Below are 15,341 nucleotides of genomic sequence, written 5' to 3' on the forward strand. Positions count from 1 at the left end.
ACACCGCGCCCGAAGCTCGCCACGTCGACCCTCATCAGGCGGTGCGATCGCGGGCCGCTCGTCGCATCGCGCCGATCGGATCGGCGTAGAGGCCACCGAGGGACACCACCCCCGCACCGGCCTCCTGGATTCGGTTGCCGAATGAGGTCACCCGGATATCGCGCGGAGCGAGCACGGAGCGCGCGGCGAACGCGGCCTCCACGAGCGGCACACCCTCGGGATACTCCGTGAACGCCTGCCCACCGACCACGAGATCGTCGGGGTTGAGCATGTCGCGCAACAGTGCGACGGCCTCGCCGAGCACCCGCGCACGCTCCGCCAGTAGGCCGGCGGCCTGCGCATTGCCCTGACGGGCGGCGCGGAGCACCGCGCCGATGGTCGACGATGATCCGTCGGCGGGCACGATGCGCAGCCTGCGGGCCGCCGACAACACCGCCTCGTCGCTGACCGTCGACTCGAGTTGGCCTGTGCCACCCAATAACTCGGAATGAGCGGGCAGTGCGGCAATGGTGCCGGGTCCGCTGGTGGGCGAGTGCACCCGACCGCCGATCGACAATGCGTAGCCGACGGTCTCGCGGGCGTACAGGTACAGGCTGGTGGACGTCTGGGCCGCCGACCGGCGTGACCCCAGCAGAAGCTCGGCGCCCGCCATCGCGTCGACGTGGCTTGCGAGCGAGACCGGAAGACCGAGCGTCTCGGCGAGCACGGGGCCGACCGGTGCTCCCGACCAGCCCAGCCGGGCGTGGTCGATTTGCCCCGTGACGCTGTCGACCACGCCGCCGGCGGTCACGCCAACCCACAGCGGACGGCGCCGGTGCCAGCGGCTCAGGTAGCGCCGGGCACTGCCGGCCAGCGAGGCGAGAGCCGCGTTCTGCGTGCCCAGCGGGGTGGGGGTCTCGACGACGTCGAGTGTCCGTCCCAGCAGGTCGGTCGCGGCGATGCTGGTGGTGCGGGCGCCGATGTGTACGGCCAGGGTGAGGAACGGTTCGTGGTTCACCTCGACGGGGACCCGCGGACGTCCGATGGCACCGGACACCGCGAGATCGGCGCGCTCACGCAGCACGCCGGCGTCCAACAGCGCTGTCACCTGCCGGTTCACGGTGGCGATGCTCAGGCCGGTGACCTTGGCGACGACGTCACGGGCGATCGGGCCCCGCACGCGGGCGGCCCCGAAGACGGCGGCAGCGGCGGCGTCGGCGACGCGCAGCGACGGGGCCACGATGTGGTGGCGGGCGAGCAGTGCGCGCTTGGCATGTGCCGCCGCGGTCTGGCGGGCGGCGGTGCCCGAGGCTGAGACGCTGCTCGAGGCGGTGGTGCTGGGGGCGGAGATGGTGGAAGTGCTCACGGGAACGGTCCTTTGGAAGAAGTCGGCTGGTGGGTGCGGGCCACACCTGCGACTCAGCCGGACGTTCTAAGGAGTCCGCGATTCAGTCAGGCGCGACGAGTTGCGCAACAACAACACGCACGCCGAGTGGCGATACGGGAAGCCTGACCTGAGGACACGTCGTGAACCTAGCACGCTGACTAGGGTTGGTGCGATGACGGCAGCAGAATCGAATCAGCGCGTCGCGGTGGTCACCGGCGCCAGCTCTGGGATAGGCGCAGCGACGGCTAAAACGCTTGCAGCCCTTGGCTTTCACGTCATCGTGGCGGCCCGTCGGGCGGACCGGATCTCCGCCCTGGCCGACGAGATCGGCGGTACCGCCATTGTGACGGACGTCACTGATGACGCCTCGGTGAATGCGCTGGCAGCAGGCCTGGAGCGGGTGGATGTGCTGGTCAACAACGCCGGTGGCGCCAGAGGCCTGGCGCCAGTCCTCGACGCCGACCTCGAGCACTGGCGGTGGATGTGGGAGACCAACGTGCTCGGCACGCTGCGCGTGACCCGGGCCTTGCTGCCCAAGCTGGTCGAATCCGGCGACGGCCTGGTGGTCACGGTGACCTCGATCGCCGCCTTCGAGACCTATGACGGTGGCGCCGGCTACACCGCCGCCAAGCATGGACAAGGCGCGTTGCACCGCACGCTGCGCGGCGAGCTGCTTGGAAAACCCGTGCGGCTCACCGAGATTGCCCCCGGGGCGGTGGAGACGGAGTTCTCACTGGTCCGCTTCGATGGCGACCAGGACCGCGCGGACGGGGTGTACCAGGGGATCACACCACTGGTGGCCGACGACGTCGCCGAGGTCATTGGGTTCGTCGCGTCGCGGCCGTCGCACGTCAATCTCGATCAGATCGTGATCAGGCCGCGAGACCAGGCACCCAACGGCAGGTTCAACCGCCGGGTCTAGCGCCACCCGGGGCAGCACTCGGCGTGGTGGACCCCGACGGGGTCGGCGCGCCACTGGGCGTCGCAGGTGCGGTGTCGGGGATATTGGTCGGCGACTGCGCGTCCGACAGCGCCGACATCGCGGTCCACTCGTTCCAGTCGATGACCCAGTCCCAGATGTCGCCGTCGGCGTAGGACAGCTCGATGCGAGTACCGGTGACCTCGACGGGGTCGCCGTACATCGCGGTGTTGAAGTACTGCTCGGCGTCCGCGGTCGACAGGTTGATGCAGCCGTTGGTGACATTGGTGTTGCCCTGCGCGTCCGCGCTGTTCGGGTTGGCGTGGATGAACTCGCCGTTGTTGGAGATCCGCACCGCGAACCGCTCGTGCACGTTGGCGTAGCCGGCGGCCGGGTTGGTCATCCAGAAGTCCTCGTACTTCTCGGTCACCACGTGGATACCGCTGCGCGTGACATTGCGGTCCAGGTCGCCCTCGCCGTAACTGCACGGCAGAGTCATGATCACGCCCGCATCGGTGAGCACCTCGATCTGGTGCGACGACGCCTCGGCCTTGACCAGCTGGTAACGCCCGACGGTGAAGTCCAGCGTCGAGTCCGCCGCACCGAACGCCCCGGCGCCGAACGGCACACCGTAGAGGTTGGCGGCGACGTGGACCTTGGTGCCTGCCGGGTAGTACTCCCTGGTGCGCCAGTGCACCCGCGAACCGCCGACCTCATCGGGCAGCCAGGCCCAGCCGCCCTCGACGGGCGGCGTGGTGGTGACGGTGAGGGCCTTCTCCACCCGCGCCCTGTCCTCGTCGGCGATCGCCGCGTCGAACTGCAGGATGATGGGCGCCGCCACGCCGACGGTCTGCCCGTCGGCCAACTGGAACTGGCCGTTGACCTGCACCTGCGGATCGACCGTGGTGAAACTGCCCGCCAGCGGTACGGCCTTGCCGTCGTGGCCGACGACCGAGCCGCCCCAGGTGTACTCCGCGCCGTAACCCAGCGGCTCGCTCACCGTGAACGCCGTGCGGTCCCGGTTCACCGCGCCGGCGACCACCCTGCCCTCGGAGTTGGTCAGCGTGACGCGCTGGAACCAGCCGTTATCGACCTCGACGCCGACCTTGGCCGTCGGCGCCACATCATCGGCCGCATTGGCGGGATTGAAGGTGATCTCGGGAGCCTTGGGTGACTCGGCGGTCGGCGACCCGTCCGGCCCGGTGACCGTACGCCCGGCGCATGCGGCGAGGACGCCGGAGGCCCCCACCGCAATCGCGGTCATCGCTGCACGCCGGTTCATGGTCACGTCGACCAAGGGTACCTAGAGGGTCGCCCCAATCAGGCATGGCTCGGGTGTGAGATCGATCCCGAACGCCGCACGCACACCGTCGCGGACCGTCCTGGCCAGCGCGATCACATCGGCGGTGGTCGCGGATCCGCGGTTGGTCAGGGCCAGGGCGTGCTTGGTCGACAACGTGGCAGCCGCACCCGCACCCGGGTAGCCCTTGCCGAATCCCGCTCGCTCGACCAGCCAGCCCGCGGCCAGTTTGACCCCGTTCGGTGCCGGATAGTTGGGTACCGGCGCCCCCACGGTGGCCAGGATCCTCTCGAAGTCGGCCTTCGTGACCACCGGGTTGGTGAAGAAGGAGCCGACGCTCCACGTGTCGTGGTCCGCAGCGTCGAGCACCATGCCCTTGGCGGCACGCAGCCCCAGCACCGCCTCACGCACCCGTGCCGGGTCGGTCCGAGCGCCGGCCTCGGCGGCCAGGGTGGTGGCCAGTTCGCCGTAGCGCAGCGGTGCACTGAGACCGGCGGCGTCCAGGGTGAACTCGACCTCCAGCACAACGGCGTGATCGGAGTTCTTCAGCACGCTGTGCCGGTAACCGAAGCCGAGCGCATCGGGCTCGACCCATTCGTCGGCACCGGTCCTGCGGTCGAGCAGTCGCACACGGCTGATGGTGTCGGCCACCTCGGCGCCGTATGCGCCGACATTCTGCACCGGCGTGGCACCCGCGGACCCCGGTATCCCCGACAGGCACTCGAGCCCACCAAGGCCATGTTCCAGCGATGTCACGACGACGTCGTCCCACACCGCGCCCGCCTCGGCCCGCAGCACGCGCCCCTCGACACTCACCCCGGAATTGCGCAGGTGCACGACGGTCAGGTCGGTCAGATCATCGGCGATGACCACGTTCGAGCCACCGGCCAGCACCAGGGATCGTTCGTCGTCGGGGAGTTCGCGCAGCACCGCGATGACTTGTTCGGTGCGCTCGCACGTGATCAGGCGGCGGGCCACGGGGCCGACACGCAACGTCGTCAGCGGCGCGAGCGGCACGAACTCGCTGACCGCTGCGCCTGCGATATGCGAACCGACCACGGGGCGTAACGGTAGCCTGAGCGGCTATGTCACGTTCTTTCGACGTGTCCGCGCGCTACGACGGCAGCGTCGAGCTGGTTCACCGGGCATTCGGGGACCGGCAATACTGGCTTGCGCGGCTGGCGGATTCGGGCGCTGATGACGCCACCCTCGACTCGATGACCGTCGGATCCGACGGCAGCATCGACGTGATCACCACACAGACCCTGTGGGCGAGCCGGTTACCGGGTCTGGTGTCCCAGTTCCACCGCGGCGACCTGAGTTTCGTGCGTGAGGAGACGTGGTCGCCGGTGCGCGACGGGCAGGCAGGCGCGACGGTGCGCGGCTCGATTCCCGGCGCCCCCGCATCGCTGTCGGGAACGGCGACGCTGAGCCAGAGGGGTGCCGGTTCCCTTCTGGACTTCGCGGCCACCGTCGAGGTCCGCATCCCCCTGGTCGGCGGCAAGGTGGAGAACTTCATCGGCAGCCAATTGGTCGAACTCCTCACCGCCGAGCAGCGCTTCACCACCAATTGGATCTCCGCCGGCGCCTCCTAACGCACTTCGGGCCGACCGGGGTGGACAATCAGGCCATGAGCGGCCCCATCGGACAGCTCACCCGGGGCACCACCGGCTACAACCGGCTGCGGCGCAGCGACCGGTGGCTGGTGCACTCGCCGCGGGTGCGCGCGGCACTGCAGTCGGCCGCCGATCCCCTGGTCGTCGACCTTGGCTACGGGGCGCTTCCGGTGACCACCCTCGAACTGGCGTCGCGTCTGCGGAGTGTGCGCGACGATGTCCGCGTCGTCGGCTTGGAGATTCACCCCGAGCGGGTCGACGCCGCCCGATCGGCGGCCCTGCCGGGTGTCGAGTTCGGCCTCGGCGGTTTCGAATTGGCCGGTCTCACACCGGTTCTGGTGCGCGCCTTCAACGTACTGCGACAGTACGACGTCGACGCGGTGCCCGAGGCGTGGTCGATGATGAGCAGGCACCTGGCCGCAGGCGGCCTCATAGTCGACGGGACGTGCGACGAACTGGGCAGGCGGTGCTGCTGGGTGCTGCTCGACGCGCAGGGTCCTGTCAGCCTGACGCTGGCGTGCGACCCATTCGCCATCGACAAGCCCTCAGACCTCGCCGAGCGACTCCCCAAGGTGCTGATCCACCACAACGTCGACGGGCAACCGATAGGAGCGCTACTCGCCGCGGCGGACCGGGCCTGGGCCAGTGTGGCCGGCCACGGGGTGTTCGGCCCGCGGGTGCGCTGGCGCGCGATGCTCGACATGCTCGCCGAGCAGGGAATCCCCGTCGATCCCCCGCGCCGCCGACTGCGCGACGGCGTGCTGTCGGTGCCCTGGGACACCGTCGCACCCAGGTAGCCCCGCAGTAGGCTCGAGTCATGCGAATCGCCCTCGCGCAGATCACGTCCAGCACCGACCCCTCGGCCAATCTCAGCCTGGTCGAGGACTACTCACGCCGCGCCGCCGACGCGGGCGCGCGCATGGTGCTGTTTCCGGAGTCGACGATGTGCCGGTTCGGCGCCCCCCTGGCTCCAATCGCGGAACCGCTCGACGGACCGTGGGCGTCGGGGGTGCGTGCGATCGCGCAGCGCTACGGCATCGTCGTGGTGGCGGGTATGTACTGCCCAAGCGGCGACGGCCGGGTCACCAACACCCTGATCGCCGCGGGCCCCTCCACGGAGGGCGTCATCGACGCGCACTACGACAAGATCCACCTCTACGACGCGTTCGGGGTCACCGAGTCCCGCACCGTCGCACCGGGTTTCGAGCCGACCATGATCACCGTCGACGGTGTCCGGGTTGGCCTGACCACCTGCTATGACATCCGGTTCCCCGAGCTCTACGTCGAGCTGGCCCGGCGCGGCGCCCAGATCATCACGGTGCACGCGTCCTGGGGTTCGGGTCCGGGCAAGCTCGACCAATGGACGCTGCTGGCGCGCGCCCGGGCGCTGGACACCACCGCCATCGTGGCGGCGGTCGACCAGGCCTACCCGGGCGATGAGATCGCGGCGACCGGCCCGACCGGTGTGGGCGGCAGCGTGGTGGCCTCGGCCACCGGCGATGTGATCGCCGCGGCGGGCGCTGACGTGCAGTTATTGGTCACCGACGTCGACCTCGCCAGCGCCGAGAAGGCACGGGCGAGCATCGCGGTGCTTGACAACCGCACAGCGTTCGCCTGGTCGAGTAAGGCACAATCGCTGGGGTGACCGATCCGTGGGCCCGTCCGGCCAACCAGCCACCGCAGGAGCCGACCCCCCCGACCGGTGAGCCGCCGACCCAGCAGCTTCCTCCGCAGACAGCCCCACCCCCACCGCCGCAGCAGGCTCCGCCGACGGAGCAGGCTCCCGCAGCTCAGCCACCCGAACCGCCAAAGCCGCCCAAGTCCGGGTCAGCCTTCACCAGGTTCATTCGCGACCCGCTGTCGATCACGCTGGTCATCGTGATCGTGGCCGCCCTCGGGCTGGCAGGCCTGGTCGGCGGCGAGCTGTGGGCGCGCAGCAAGGGCAGCGAGGTCGTCGCCCAGTCCACGCAGTGCATCGTGCAGGACGGTGTGACGGTGTCGTTCGGCGCTCGCCCGTTCCTGCTGCAGCACTTCACCGGCCACTACAGCGGCATTCACATCACCACGGCGGGCAACAACATCCGCGAGGCCAAGGGCATGAAGGCCGATATCGTCATCGACAACGTCACGGTGGCCAACGACGGAAGTAACCGCGGCACCATCGGAAACCTCAACACGACCGTCACCTGGTCAGCCGATGGCATCAAAGAGACCATCAAGAAGGCGATCCCGCTGATCGGTAGCTTCGTCAACGGTGTGACCACCAACCCGAGCAACGGCACGGTCGAACTCGACGGCATGCTGGGTTCCATCATCGCCAAACCCCAGGTCGTCGACGGCAGTATCTCGCTGCAGGTCGTTGAACTGACGGGGCTGGGCTTCACGTTGCCGCGTGAGACCGTGCAGCCGGCACTGGACGCATTCACCAGCCAGCTGACCAAGGACTACCCGATGGATCTGCGGGCCGACAGCATCGAGGTGACCGACACGGGCGTGACCACCAAGCTCTCGGCGCACAACGCGACCATGGATACCGGTGCGCCCCAGAGCGGCGACTGCTTCGCCGGCATCTAGGGCCCACCGCGGATCAGTCGGGCAGGCCGTCCAGCACGGCGCGCGTGCCAGATAGGCCCAGCCGGGTGGCACCGGCGTTGAGCATCGCGATGGCATCGGCCGCGGTCCGGATCCCGCCGCTGGCCTTGACCTCGACGGTCGGGCCGACGGTGGCTGCCATGATCTCGACGGCCCGCACGGAGGCACCGCCCGCCGGGTGAAAGCCCGTCGAGGTCTTGACGAAGTCAGCGCCGGCGTCGGCCGCCGTACGGCACACGTCGATGAGGGTCTGTTCGCCCGCCAGTTCCAGCAGTGCGGCGGACTCGACGATCACCTTGAGGACCACGGCTTCGGGGAGCGACTCGCGCACCGTCGCGACGTCGGCGCGGATGGCGTCGAGATCACCGGCGACTGCGGCGCCGACGTCGATGACCATGTCGACCTCCTGCGCGCCGGCATTGACCGCGATGACCGCCTCATGCGCCTTGACCGCCGAATCGTGTTTACCCGAGGGGAATCCGACGACGGTGGCGATCGCCAGGCCCAGTGCGTCCGCACGTTTGGCTGTGGCCACCATCGACGGAGAGACACACACGGCGTACACCTCCAGGTCGACGGCCTCCTCGGCCAGGGCGGTCACATCCGCCATCGTGGCCTCGGGCTTGAGCAGCGTGTGATCGACGAGTTCGGCGACTGCGCCTCGTGTCCAGCGTGTACCCATCAGAACGGCTCCTCAGTACCACCGGGATTGCAGCCGGTGGAGAACATCGTGGCGTCATCGACCTCGGGCCGCCAGGGTTCGAGATTCCAGCTGGACTTACCCGGATCGGCGATCTCGGCGAACTGCCAGTGGCACATGAACTGCTGCCGCATGCCCGGGATGTCGGCATCCGGGGAGATCGCGAGCACCTCGGCCCACGCCTCCTCACCCTGCGCGATGGTGCCGGGCTGACCTGCCACCACGCGGCCTGCGTACGTCGGATAGACGCGAAGGCTGGACAGGTCTCCCCACTTGACCCACTCCGTGTGCACGATGAACGGCGGGCCGGTGACGGGATCCGCGGAAGCGGCCGGTGTGGTGACGGGCATCAACGCGGCTGCGACGGCGACCGCCATCAGCGAGGCGGCGATCAGACGGGGCACGCCGCTACCGCGACTTTCCCTGAACGTCGAGGATCTTGGGGCGAACGTCGACCATGTAGACGCCGGCCGCGCAGATGACGATGGCGGAGCCGACAGGGGCGCCCAGCAGGTAGGGCAGCGCCAAAAGCGTTGTACCGCCGAGGATCGCGAGCCATATCGGCTTGCTCAACTTCTCGGCGGCGGTGAATGCGTCCGGGCGTTGCATCGCGGCGTGTATGAAGCAGTAGGCCCCGAAGACCAACGCACCAACCATGATGACGAGGAGGACGTAACCCACCAGGCTCTGAGACTGCACGCCTCAAGCCTAGGCGGGGTACGTCCTCCTGTGCCAAATTGGGCCGCCCGCGGCCGTGCCAAATCGGGCCAGGTGACCCGATCGGGATTACTTCTGGGTGACCTTCTTGGCGGGAGCCTTCTTGGCCGGGGCCTTCTTGGCGGGAGCCTTCTTGGCCGGGGCCTTCGCCGGAGCCTTGGCAGCAGCCTTCTTCACCGGCGCGGCGGCGTTCTCGGCCTTCTTGGGCAGTTCGACACCGACCAGCTTGGCGGCGCGCTCACCCACGGCGCGGGTCTGCGAGGCCACAGTGCCAAGCGCATCCTGTGTCAGCTCGACGGCCTGGTCGGTGACGGTCTCGACGCGGTGAGCCGCCTCCTCGAGGGCCGGCTGGCTACGCAGACGCTCCAGGGCAGCCTCGCCCCGCTCGACGAGCCGGTTGTAGGTCGCGGTCGCGGACTCGGCGTAGCCCTCGGCGGCCTTGCGCAGCTCATCGCCATTGAGGCGCTCGCGGAGATCGCCCACCTGGCTCGGCAGCTCCTCCTGCAACTTGTTCAGGTTCGCGCGGGCCTCCTCGACGCGGGCCTCGGCGTCGGTGCGGGCACCCTCGGCGCGCTCGCGCAGCGCGATGACGATCTCGTTCACGGTGGCGAGCGCCAGGTCGGCGGCACCCACGGCGGCGAGCAACGGAGCCTTCAGGTCTTCAATGGTGGGCTGATTCTTCTCGGCCATGTCAATTCATTCCTCTCAGGATGTTCATGCGTTGTTTTGGTGTGTGTTCGTGATTTCAGTTCGCGGTGAGGCGGATGTCAGTCAGTAGTTGGCTCCTCATCACTGTCCGCGGCAGCTTCATCAGCTGCCGCTTCGTTCTGCTGGCGAAACGAGGCATAGATGTCGAGCAACACCTGCTTCTGCCGCTCGGTGATCGCGGTGTCGGCCACGACGGCGTCGCGCACCTCGCTGGGTTCACTCGGCTCGAGGATTCCGGCTTGGACGTAGAGCACCTCGGCCGACAACCGCAGCGCCTTCGCGATCTGGTTGAGCACGTCCGCGGACGGCTTGCGCAGTCCCCGCTCGATCTGGCTGAGGTAGGGATTGCTGACACCAGCCTTCTCAGCGAGCTGCCGAACCGATACCTGCGCGGCCTCGCGCTGGGCGCGGATGAAGCTGCCGATGTCGGACGCGGCGTTGCTTACGACTGCGGTCAGCTTCTCGTCTTGCGACATGTTTCACCCCCTCCGTCAGTAACCGATTGGCTTCGAAATCAACCGTAAGACGGGGTGCTAACTTTTGCAAGCACTAGTTAGCGCAGGTCAGAACAGCAGCTGGGCTATCGAATAGATCACGAGGCCCGCGAGCGCACCCACCACGGTGCCATTGATTCGGATGAACTGCAGGTCACGGCCAACATGTAGCTCGATCCGGCGACTCGCCTCGTCGGCATCCCAGCGCTCGATGGTCTCGGTGATGATCGCTGTGATCTCCGTCCCATACTGCGTCACCAGGTGCTGAGCCGCTCGAATGATCCAGTTGTCGACCTTGTCTCGCAGGTCGGCGTCATCACGCAGCGACTCCCCGATACGCACGACGGAGTCGGCGATACGCGCGCGCAGCGTCGAGGACGGATCCTCGACCGACTCCAGGATGATGCGCTTGGCCGCACCCCACGCCGTCTCGGCGGCGCGGGCCACCTCGTCGCGGGCCATGATCTCTTCCTTGACCTTCTCCGCACGCGCGATCGTCGTGTCGTCGTGTTGTAGGTCGTCAGCGAACTCGAAGAGGAACTTGGTGGCCGAGCGCCGCAGCTCGTGGTCGGGGTTGCGGCGCACCTTGTCGGTGAAGTCCATCAGCTCGCGATGGATCCGGTCCCCCACCAGATGGTCGACCCACCGCGGCGACCACGTCGGCGAGTCACGCTCGATGACACGCTCGATAACCTCACCCGAATTCAGAGACCACTGGAACGCGCGATCGGCGAGCAGTTGGATCAGGGCCTCCTGGCGCCCGGCCTCCAGTAGCGAGGCCAGCACCCGACCGATCGGCGGTCCCCACTGCGGGTCGGCGATGCGTTTGACGATCATCCGGTCCAGGAGCTGTTGGATGTCCTCGTCGCGCAGCATCTCGACCAGAACACGCAGTACCGTCGACGCCTCCGCGGCAACCCGCTCGGCGTGCGCGGGCTCCGACAGCCACTTGCCTGCGCGGCCCGACACCTGGGCGTCGCGGAGCTTCGTCTCGACCACTGCAGGAGACATGAAGTTCTCCCGGACAAACGCCCCGAGACCCTCACCCAGCTGGTCTTTCTTGCGCTTGATGATCGCGGTGTGCGGTATCGGGATGCCCAACGGGTGCTTGAACAGGGCCGTCACGGCAAACCAGTCGGCGAGTGCACCCACCATGCCCGCCTCCGCGGCGGCGCGGACGTAACCCACCCAGGGGTCCGCACCGCGCGACTGGGCCCACGTGCACAGCAGAAACACGATGGTCGCGCCCACCAGAAACCCCAGGGCAACGACCTTCATTCGACGCAGGCCACGGCGCCGTTCGGCGTCAGCAACGGAGTCGATTCCGGCCAGAGTTTCGGCGAAGCTCGCCCGCGGCTGCGCGGTGGGTCGGTGTGACACTCCACCATCATGCCGTCATCACGACAGGGACCCGTGCGTCCCATCGTCCGGCCGCGAGCCATCGGCCGTATCATCGGGGGCAACAAAGGAAACGGAATACGGGGATACGTGGCACAGCAGACCCCAGCCGGGGCGGTGAAGACCGATGGCCGCAAGCGACGCTGGCACCAGCACAAAGTCGACCGCCGCAATGAGCTGGTCGACGGCACGCTGGTAGCCATCCGCAGTCGCGGCAGCAACGTGAGCATGGATGAGATCGCCGCCGAGATCGGCGTGTCCAAGACCGTGCTCTACAGGTACTTCGTCGATAAGAACGACCTCACCACCGCGGTGATGATGCGATTCGCCCAGACGACCCTGATCCCCAACATGGCCGCCGCCCTGACATCGAACCTCGACGGCTACGCGCTTACCCGGGAGATCATCAGGGTGTATGTCGACACCGTCGCCGCCGAACCGGAGATCTATCCGTTCGTGATGGCCAACAGCTCGGCGAGCAAGAGCAAGGCCGTCGCCGATTCCGAGCAGATCATCGCTCGCATGCTCGGTGTCATGCTCCGGCGACGGATGGCCGAGGAGGGCATGGACACGCACGGCGCGCAGCCGTGGGCGTTCATGATCACTGGCGGCGTGCAGCTGGCCACGCACTCCTGGATGTCGCACCCCCGGATGACCGCCGACGAACTGATCGACTACCTCACGATGCTGTCCTGGAACGCGTTGCGTGGAATCGTCGAGGTGGGCGGATCCCTGGAGAAGTTCAACGCGCTGGCGCATCCATCCCCAACCCTGCCGCCAGAGCTGCTTGACTGATGCGGTGACGGACACCGACCTGCCCGAGTTGTGGACCCACGAGCCCCACATCCAACTGGAGTTCAAGGCCGGTGACCGCGTCGCCGACGTCGACACCAACGCGACCCCGGGATTCAAGGGCAGTAAGAGCGACTCCCCCGCACTGCAGGAGGAGCGCAACGCGCGCTTCGCCGAACTGCAGGAGATGCTTTACGCCAGTAGCCGCGGCGGCGACCACCGGTCGGTGCTGCTGGTACTTCAGGGCATGGACACCGCGGGCAAGGGCGGCATCGTCAAACACGTTGTGGGCGCGGGCAATCCGCAGGGAATCCGGTACACCAGCTTCGGCCAGCCCACCCCGGAGGAACTCGCCCACCACTACCTGTGGCGGATACACAAGGCACTGCCCGCGGCCGGTCACATCGGAGTGTTCGACAGGTCGCACTACGAGGACGTGTTGATCGTGCGGGTGCACGACCTGGTGCCGCCCGACGTGTGGGGCGCCCGCTACGACGAGATCAATGCCTTCGAGAAGGAACTTGTCGACACCGGCACCACCATCGTCAAGGTGGCGATGTTCGTCTCACTCGATGAGCAGAAGAAGCGCCTGACGGAGCGACTCGAGCGACCCGAGAAGTACTGGAAGTACAACCCGGCCGATATCGACGAACGCCTGCTGTGGCCGAAGTACCAGGACGCCTACCAGGCGGTTCTGGATCGCACGTCCACCGAGTACGCGCCGTGGCATGTGATCCCCTGCGACCGCAAGTGGTACAGCCGACTGGCCATCACCGAATTGTTGATCGAGGCACTCAAGGGACTCGAATTGTCTTGGCCGCCAGCCGACTTCGACGTGGAAGCCGAGAGGCGCAGGCTAGCGCAGGCCTGACTCAACCTCGAGCGATGACCGACGCTACTTGACCAGGGTGAACTGGCCGATGTTGGTGATACCGCGGTGGAAGAAGTCCGCGCAGCCGGTCAGGTACTTCATGTAGCGCTCGTAGATCTCCTCGGAGGTGATCGCGATCGCCTTGTCCTTGTTGGCCTCGAGGTTCGCCGCCCACATGTCCAGCGTCCGGGCGTAGTGCGGGCGCAACAGGTGCGTGCGCTCCAGCGTGAACCCCGAACCGTCGGCGAGTTTCTCGATGTCCTCCACCGCGGGCAGCTGCCCACCCGGGAAGATCACATCGCCGATGAACTTCATGAACTTCAGATCACTGATCGTCAGCTTGATGCCGTTCTCACGGAAGAACTCCTGGGTATGAGCCAGGATCGTGTGCAGCAGCATGCGGCCACCGTCGGGCAGGACGCTGTAGGCACGCTCGAAGAACGCCGGGTAACGCTCCTGCTTGAAGGCCTCGAATGCACCGATCGAGACGATGCGGTCGACGGGCTCGTCGAACTCCTCCCAGCCCTGCAGTCGCACCTCCACCTTGCGCGACGTCGGGATCTTGGCGAGCCGGGCCCTGGTGTACTCACTCTGGTTCTTGCTCAGGGTGATGCCGATGACGTTGACGTCGTACTTCTCCACGGCGAGGGCCAGCGCGCCACCCCATCCGCAGCCGACGTCGAGCAGCGTCATCCCCGGCTCGAGGTCGAGTTTGCCCAGCGCAAGGTCGAACTTGGCGAGCTGGGATTCATCCAGCGTCATGTCGTCGCGTTCGTAGTATCCGCAGGTGTAACCCATGGTCGTACCCAGGAACAACGCGAAGAATTCATCCGAAATGTCGTATATCGACTGAGACTCTTCGTAATACGGCGACAGATCGGAGTTGCCTTGTGACATTCGCTGACTAATCCTTGCTTTCCCTACACGCGGCGCATGCGCCGGCGTCTGCCCCAAACGTCAGGTTAACTAATGACCTAATCAATTGCCAATGATGCGATGGGCCTAGTACTTGTAGAAACCCTGGCCCGACTTCTTGCCGAGCTGACCTGCCTCGACCATCCGCTGCAACAGTGGAGGCGGCCCGTACAGCGGCTCCTTGAACTCCTCGAACATCTTGTCCGCGATCAGCTTAAGCGTATCGAGTCCGATCAGATCGGACAGCTTCAACGGCCCCATCGGATGCGACAGCCCGGCGACGATGGCGGTGTCGATGTCCTCGACCGTCGCGACACCGGCCTCGGCCATGCGCACCGCCGACAGAAGATAGGGCACCAGCAACGCGTTCACCACGAAGCCGGACCGATCCGAGCACCTGACGACCTGCTTGCCCAGCACCGCGCTCGCAAACTGCTCGGTACGGCTCAGAGCCGCATCGGTGGTGACCAACGTGGCCACCAACTCGACCAGTGGCAGCACGGGAACCGGGTTGAAGAAGTGCAGACCCAGTACGCGACCAGGATTCTTGGTCGCGGCAGCAATCTTCATGATCGGGATGCTCGACGTGTTCGACGCCAGGACGGCGTCGGGGTCGGTGATGACCTCATCGAGTTCGGCGAACAGTTTGGCCTTGACAGCCTCGTCCTCGATGATCGCCTCAATCACCAGCTGACGATCCGACAGGTCGGAGAGCTTGGTGGTGAAACTCAGCTTGGCTAGTGCGGCGTCGAACTCGTCCTGGGTCAACTTGCCCTTGTCGACACCCCGCTGCAGGGACTTGGTCAAGCGGTCGCGACCAGCGGTGGTCAGCGCCTCGGTCGGCTCGTAGACCAGCACGTCCACGCCGGCGCGCACGGACACCTCGGCGATCCCCGCGCCCATCTGTCCGGCGCCAATGACGCCCACCCGCTCAATCTCAGTCACGTTCACCG

Annotated in this window: 18 protein-coding genes; 7 read left to right on the forward strand and 11 right to left on the reverse strand. The window is 67.0% G+C overall.

The features are described from left to right. Nucleotides 1-34: 34 nt before the first annotated feature. A complete protein-coding gene (locus ACZY0X_RS02945; RefSeq protein WP_463768745.1) occupies nucleotides 35-1,240 on the reverse strand; it encodes an ROK family protein in 1,206 nt (401 codons plus the stop codon). A 298-nt stretch (nucleotides 1,241-1,538) separates the two neighbouring features. On the opposite strand from ACZY0X_RS02945, the gene ACZY0X_RS02950 reads away from it, so the two are divergent. Beyond that, on the forward strand, nucleotides 1,539-2,288 hold the full coding sequence (locus ACZY0X_RS02950) for an SDR family NAD(P)-dependent oxidoreductase (RefSeq protein ID WP_463768093.1): 750 nt from the start codon (nucleotides 1,539-1,541) through the stop codon (nucleotides 2,286-2,288). Here the strand turns inward: ACZY0X_RS02950 and ACZY0X_RS02955 are convergent. Both ACZY0X_RS02955 and ACZY0X_RS02960 read right to left on the reverse strand, forming a co-directional pair. Continuing rightward, nucleotides 2,272-3,567, reverse strand: a complete 1,296-nt coding sequence (locus ACZY0X_RS02955; protein ID WP_463768746.1) for a L,D-transpeptidase — start codon at nucleotides 3,565-3,567, stop codon at nucleotides 2,272-2,274. The two genes, ACZY0X_RS02950 and ACZY0X_RS02955, sit on opposite strands and share 17 nt — an antisense overlap. A gap of 21 nt (nucleotides 3,568-3,588) precedes the next feature. Beyond that, entirely contained in the window at nucleotides 3,589-4,644 is a 1,056-nt protein-coding gene (locus ACZY0X_RS02960) for a UDP-N-acetylmuramate dehydrogenase (RefSeq protein ID WP_463768095.1), read from the reverse strand. Between the two features lie 26 nt (nucleotides 4,645-4,670). Here ACZY0X_RS02960 and ACZY0X_RS02965 point away from each other — a divergent pair, with 26 nt between their 5' ends. From ACZY0X_RS02965 to ACZY0X_RS02980, 4 genes are read left to right on the forward strand one after another with little or no spacing between them, the layout of a single operon-like run. Then, a complete protein-coding gene (locus ACZY0X_RS02965; RefSeq protein WP_463768096.1) occupies nucleotides 4,671-5,180 on the forward strand; it encodes a DUF2505 domain-containing protein in 510 nt (169 codons plus the stop codon). Nucleotides 5,181-5,215: 35 nt separating this feature from the next. Further along, complete coding sequence (locus ACZY0X_RS02970) at nucleotides 5,216-5,998, forward strand: class I SAM-dependent methyltransferase (protein WP_463768097.1); 783 nt, start codon at nucleotides 5,216-5,218, stop codon at nucleotides 5,996-5,998. A gap of 20 nt (nucleotides 5,999-6,018) precedes the next feature. Further along, nucleotides 6,019-6,846, forward strand: coding sequence for a carbon-nitrogen hydrolase family protein (locus ACZY0X_RS02975; RefSeq protein ID WP_463768098.1), 828 nt, complete (start codon nucleotides 6,019-6,021; stop codon nucleotides 6,844-6,846). Then, complete coding sequence (locus tag ACZY0X_RS02980) at nucleotides 6,843-7,775, forward strand: LmeA family phospholipid-binding protein (RefSeq protein WP_463768099.1); 933 nt, start codon at nucleotides 6,843-6,845, stop codon at nucleotides 7,773-7,775. Before ACZY0X_RS02975 ends, ACZY0X_RS02980 begins: the two co-directional genes overlap by 4 nt. A gap of 13 nt (nucleotides 7,776-7,788) precedes the next feature. Here the strand turns inward: ACZY0X_RS02980 and deoC are convergent, their stop codons facing one another. The 6 genes from deoC to ACZY0X_RS03010 form a co-directional block, all read right to left on the reverse strand. Next, entirely contained in the window at nucleotides 7,789-8,475 is a 687-nt protein-coding gene (deoC, locus tag ACZY0X_RS02985) for a deoxyribose-phosphate aldolase (protein ID WP_463768100.1), read from the reverse strand. Then, nucleotides 8,475-8,870: a DUF2599 domain-containing protein gene (locus tag ACZY0X_RS02990; RefSeq protein ID WP_463768747.1), complete on the reverse strand. Its 396-nt coding sequence runs from the start codon at nucleotides 8,868-8,870 to the stop codon at nucleotides 8,475-8,477. Before ACZY0X_RS02990 ends, deoC begins: the two co-directional genes overlap by 1 nt. Before the next feature lie 31 nt (nucleotides 8,871-8,901). Next, the gene (locus ACZY0X_RS02995; protein ID WP_354524852.1) at nucleotides 8,902-9,192 is read right to left on the reverse strand and encodes a DUF2516 family protein; all 291 of its coding nucleotides are present in this window, start codon (nucleotides 9,190-9,192) and stop codon (nucleotides 8,902-8,904) included. Between the two features lie 87 nt (nucleotides 9,193-9,279). Next, entirely contained in the window at nucleotides 9,280-9,900 is a 621-nt protein-coding gene (locus ACZY0X_RS03000; protein WP_463768101.1) for a heparin-binding hemagglutinin, read from the reverse strand. 77 nt (nucleotides 9,901-9,977) lie between these two features. Beyond that, the gene (locus ACZY0X_RS03005) at nucleotides 9,978-10,394 is read right to left on the reverse strand and encodes a helix-turn-helix domain-containing protein (protein ID WP_463768102.1); all 417 of its coding nucleotides are present in this window, start codon (nucleotides 10,392-10,394) and stop codon (nucleotides 9,978-9,980) included. A gap of 87 nt (nucleotides 10,395-10,481) precedes the next feature. Next, nucleotides 10,482-11,792 (reverse strand): DUF445 domain-containing protein, encoded by a 1,311-nt coding sequence (locus tag ACZY0X_RS03010; RefSeq protein WP_463768103.1) that lies wholly within the window; start codon nucleotides 11,790-11,792, stop codon nucleotides 10,482-10,484. A gap of 108 nt (nucleotides 11,793-11,900) precedes the next feature. On the opposite strand from ACZY0X_RS03010, the gene ACZY0X_RS03015 reads away from it, so the two are divergent. Both ACZY0X_RS03015 and ACZY0X_RS03020 read left to right on the forward strand, forming a co-directional pair. Next, nucleotides 11,901-12,605, forward strand: coding sequence for a TetR/AcrR family transcriptional regulator (locus ACZY0X_RS03015; protein ID WP_463768104.1), 705 nt, complete (start codon nucleotides 11,901-11,903; stop codon nucleotides 12,603-12,605). Between the two features lie 4 nt (nucleotides 12,606-12,609). After that, a complete protein-coding gene (locus tag ACZY0X_RS03020) occupies nucleotides 12,610-13,473 on the forward strand; it encodes a polyphosphate kinase 2 family protein (protein WP_463768105.1) in 864 nt (287 codons plus the stop codon). Between the two features lie 24 nt (nucleotides 13,474-13,497). Here ACZY0X_RS03020 and ACZY0X_RS03025 read toward each other — a convergent pair whose 3' ends face one another. Then, the gene (locus ACZY0X_RS03025; protein ID WP_463768106.1) at nucleotides 13,498-14,370 is read right to left on the reverse strand and encodes a cyclopropane mycolic acid synthase family methyltransferase; all 873 of its coding nucleotides are present in this window, start codon (nucleotides 14,368-14,370) and stop codon (nucleotides 13,498-13,500) included. Nucleotides 14,371-14,475: 105 nt separating this feature from the next. Continuing rightward, nucleotides 14,476-15,333, reverse strand: coding sequence for a 3-hydroxybutyryl-CoA dehydrogenase (locus ACZY0X_RS03030; RefSeq protein ID WP_463768107.1), 858 nt, complete (start codon nucleotides 15,331-15,333; stop codon nucleotides 14,476-14,478). Nucleotides 15,334-15,341: the final 8 nt, after the last annotated feature.

This window comes from Mycobacterium sp. IDUB_39 (assembly GCF_055419205.1).

Bases quoted from the DNA above. Each gene is read 5' to 3' on its own strand.
- ACZY0X_RS02950 (WP_463768093.1), top strand. From the start codon at position 1,539: ATGACGGCAGCAGAATCGAATCAGCGCGTCGCGGTGGTCACCGGCGCC.
- ACZY0X_RS02955 (WP_463768746.1), bottom strand. From the start codon at position 3,567: ATGAACCGGCGTGCAGCGATGACCGCGATTGCGGTGGGGGCCTCCGGC.
- ACZY0X_RS02965 (WP_463768096.1), top strand. From the start codon at position 4,671: ATGTCACGTTCTTTCGACGTGTCCGCGCGCTACGACGGCAGCGTCGAG.
- ACZY0X_RS02970 (WP_463768097.1), top strand. From the start codon at position 5,216: ATGAGCGGCCCCATCGGACAGCTCACCCGGGGCACCACCGGCTACAAC.
- ACZY0X_RS02975 (WP_463768098.1), top strand. From the start codon at position 6,019: ATGCGAATCGCCCTCGCGCAGATCACGTCCAGCACCGACCCCTCGGCC.
- deoC (WP_463768100.1), bottom strand. From the start codon at position 8,475: ATGGGTACACGCTGGACACGAGGCGCAGTCGCCGAACTCGTCGATCAC.
- ACZY0X_RS02990 (WP_463768747.1), bottom strand. From the start codon at position 8,870: ATGGCGGTCGCCGTCGCAGCCGCGTTGATGCCCGTCACCACACCGGCC.
- ACZY0X_RS03000 (WP_463768101.1), bottom strand. From the start codon at position 9,900: ATGGCCGAGAAGAATCAGCCCACCATTGAAGACCTGAAGGCTCCGTTG.
- ACZY0X_RS03005 (WP_463768102.1), bottom strand. From the start codon at position 10,394: ATGTCGCAAGACGAGAAGCTGACCGCAGTCGTAAGCAACGCCGCGTCC.
- ACZY0X_RS03025 (WP_463768106.1), bottom strand. From the start codon at position 14,370: ATGTCACAAGGCAACTCCGATCTGTCGCCGTATTACGAAGAGTCTCAG.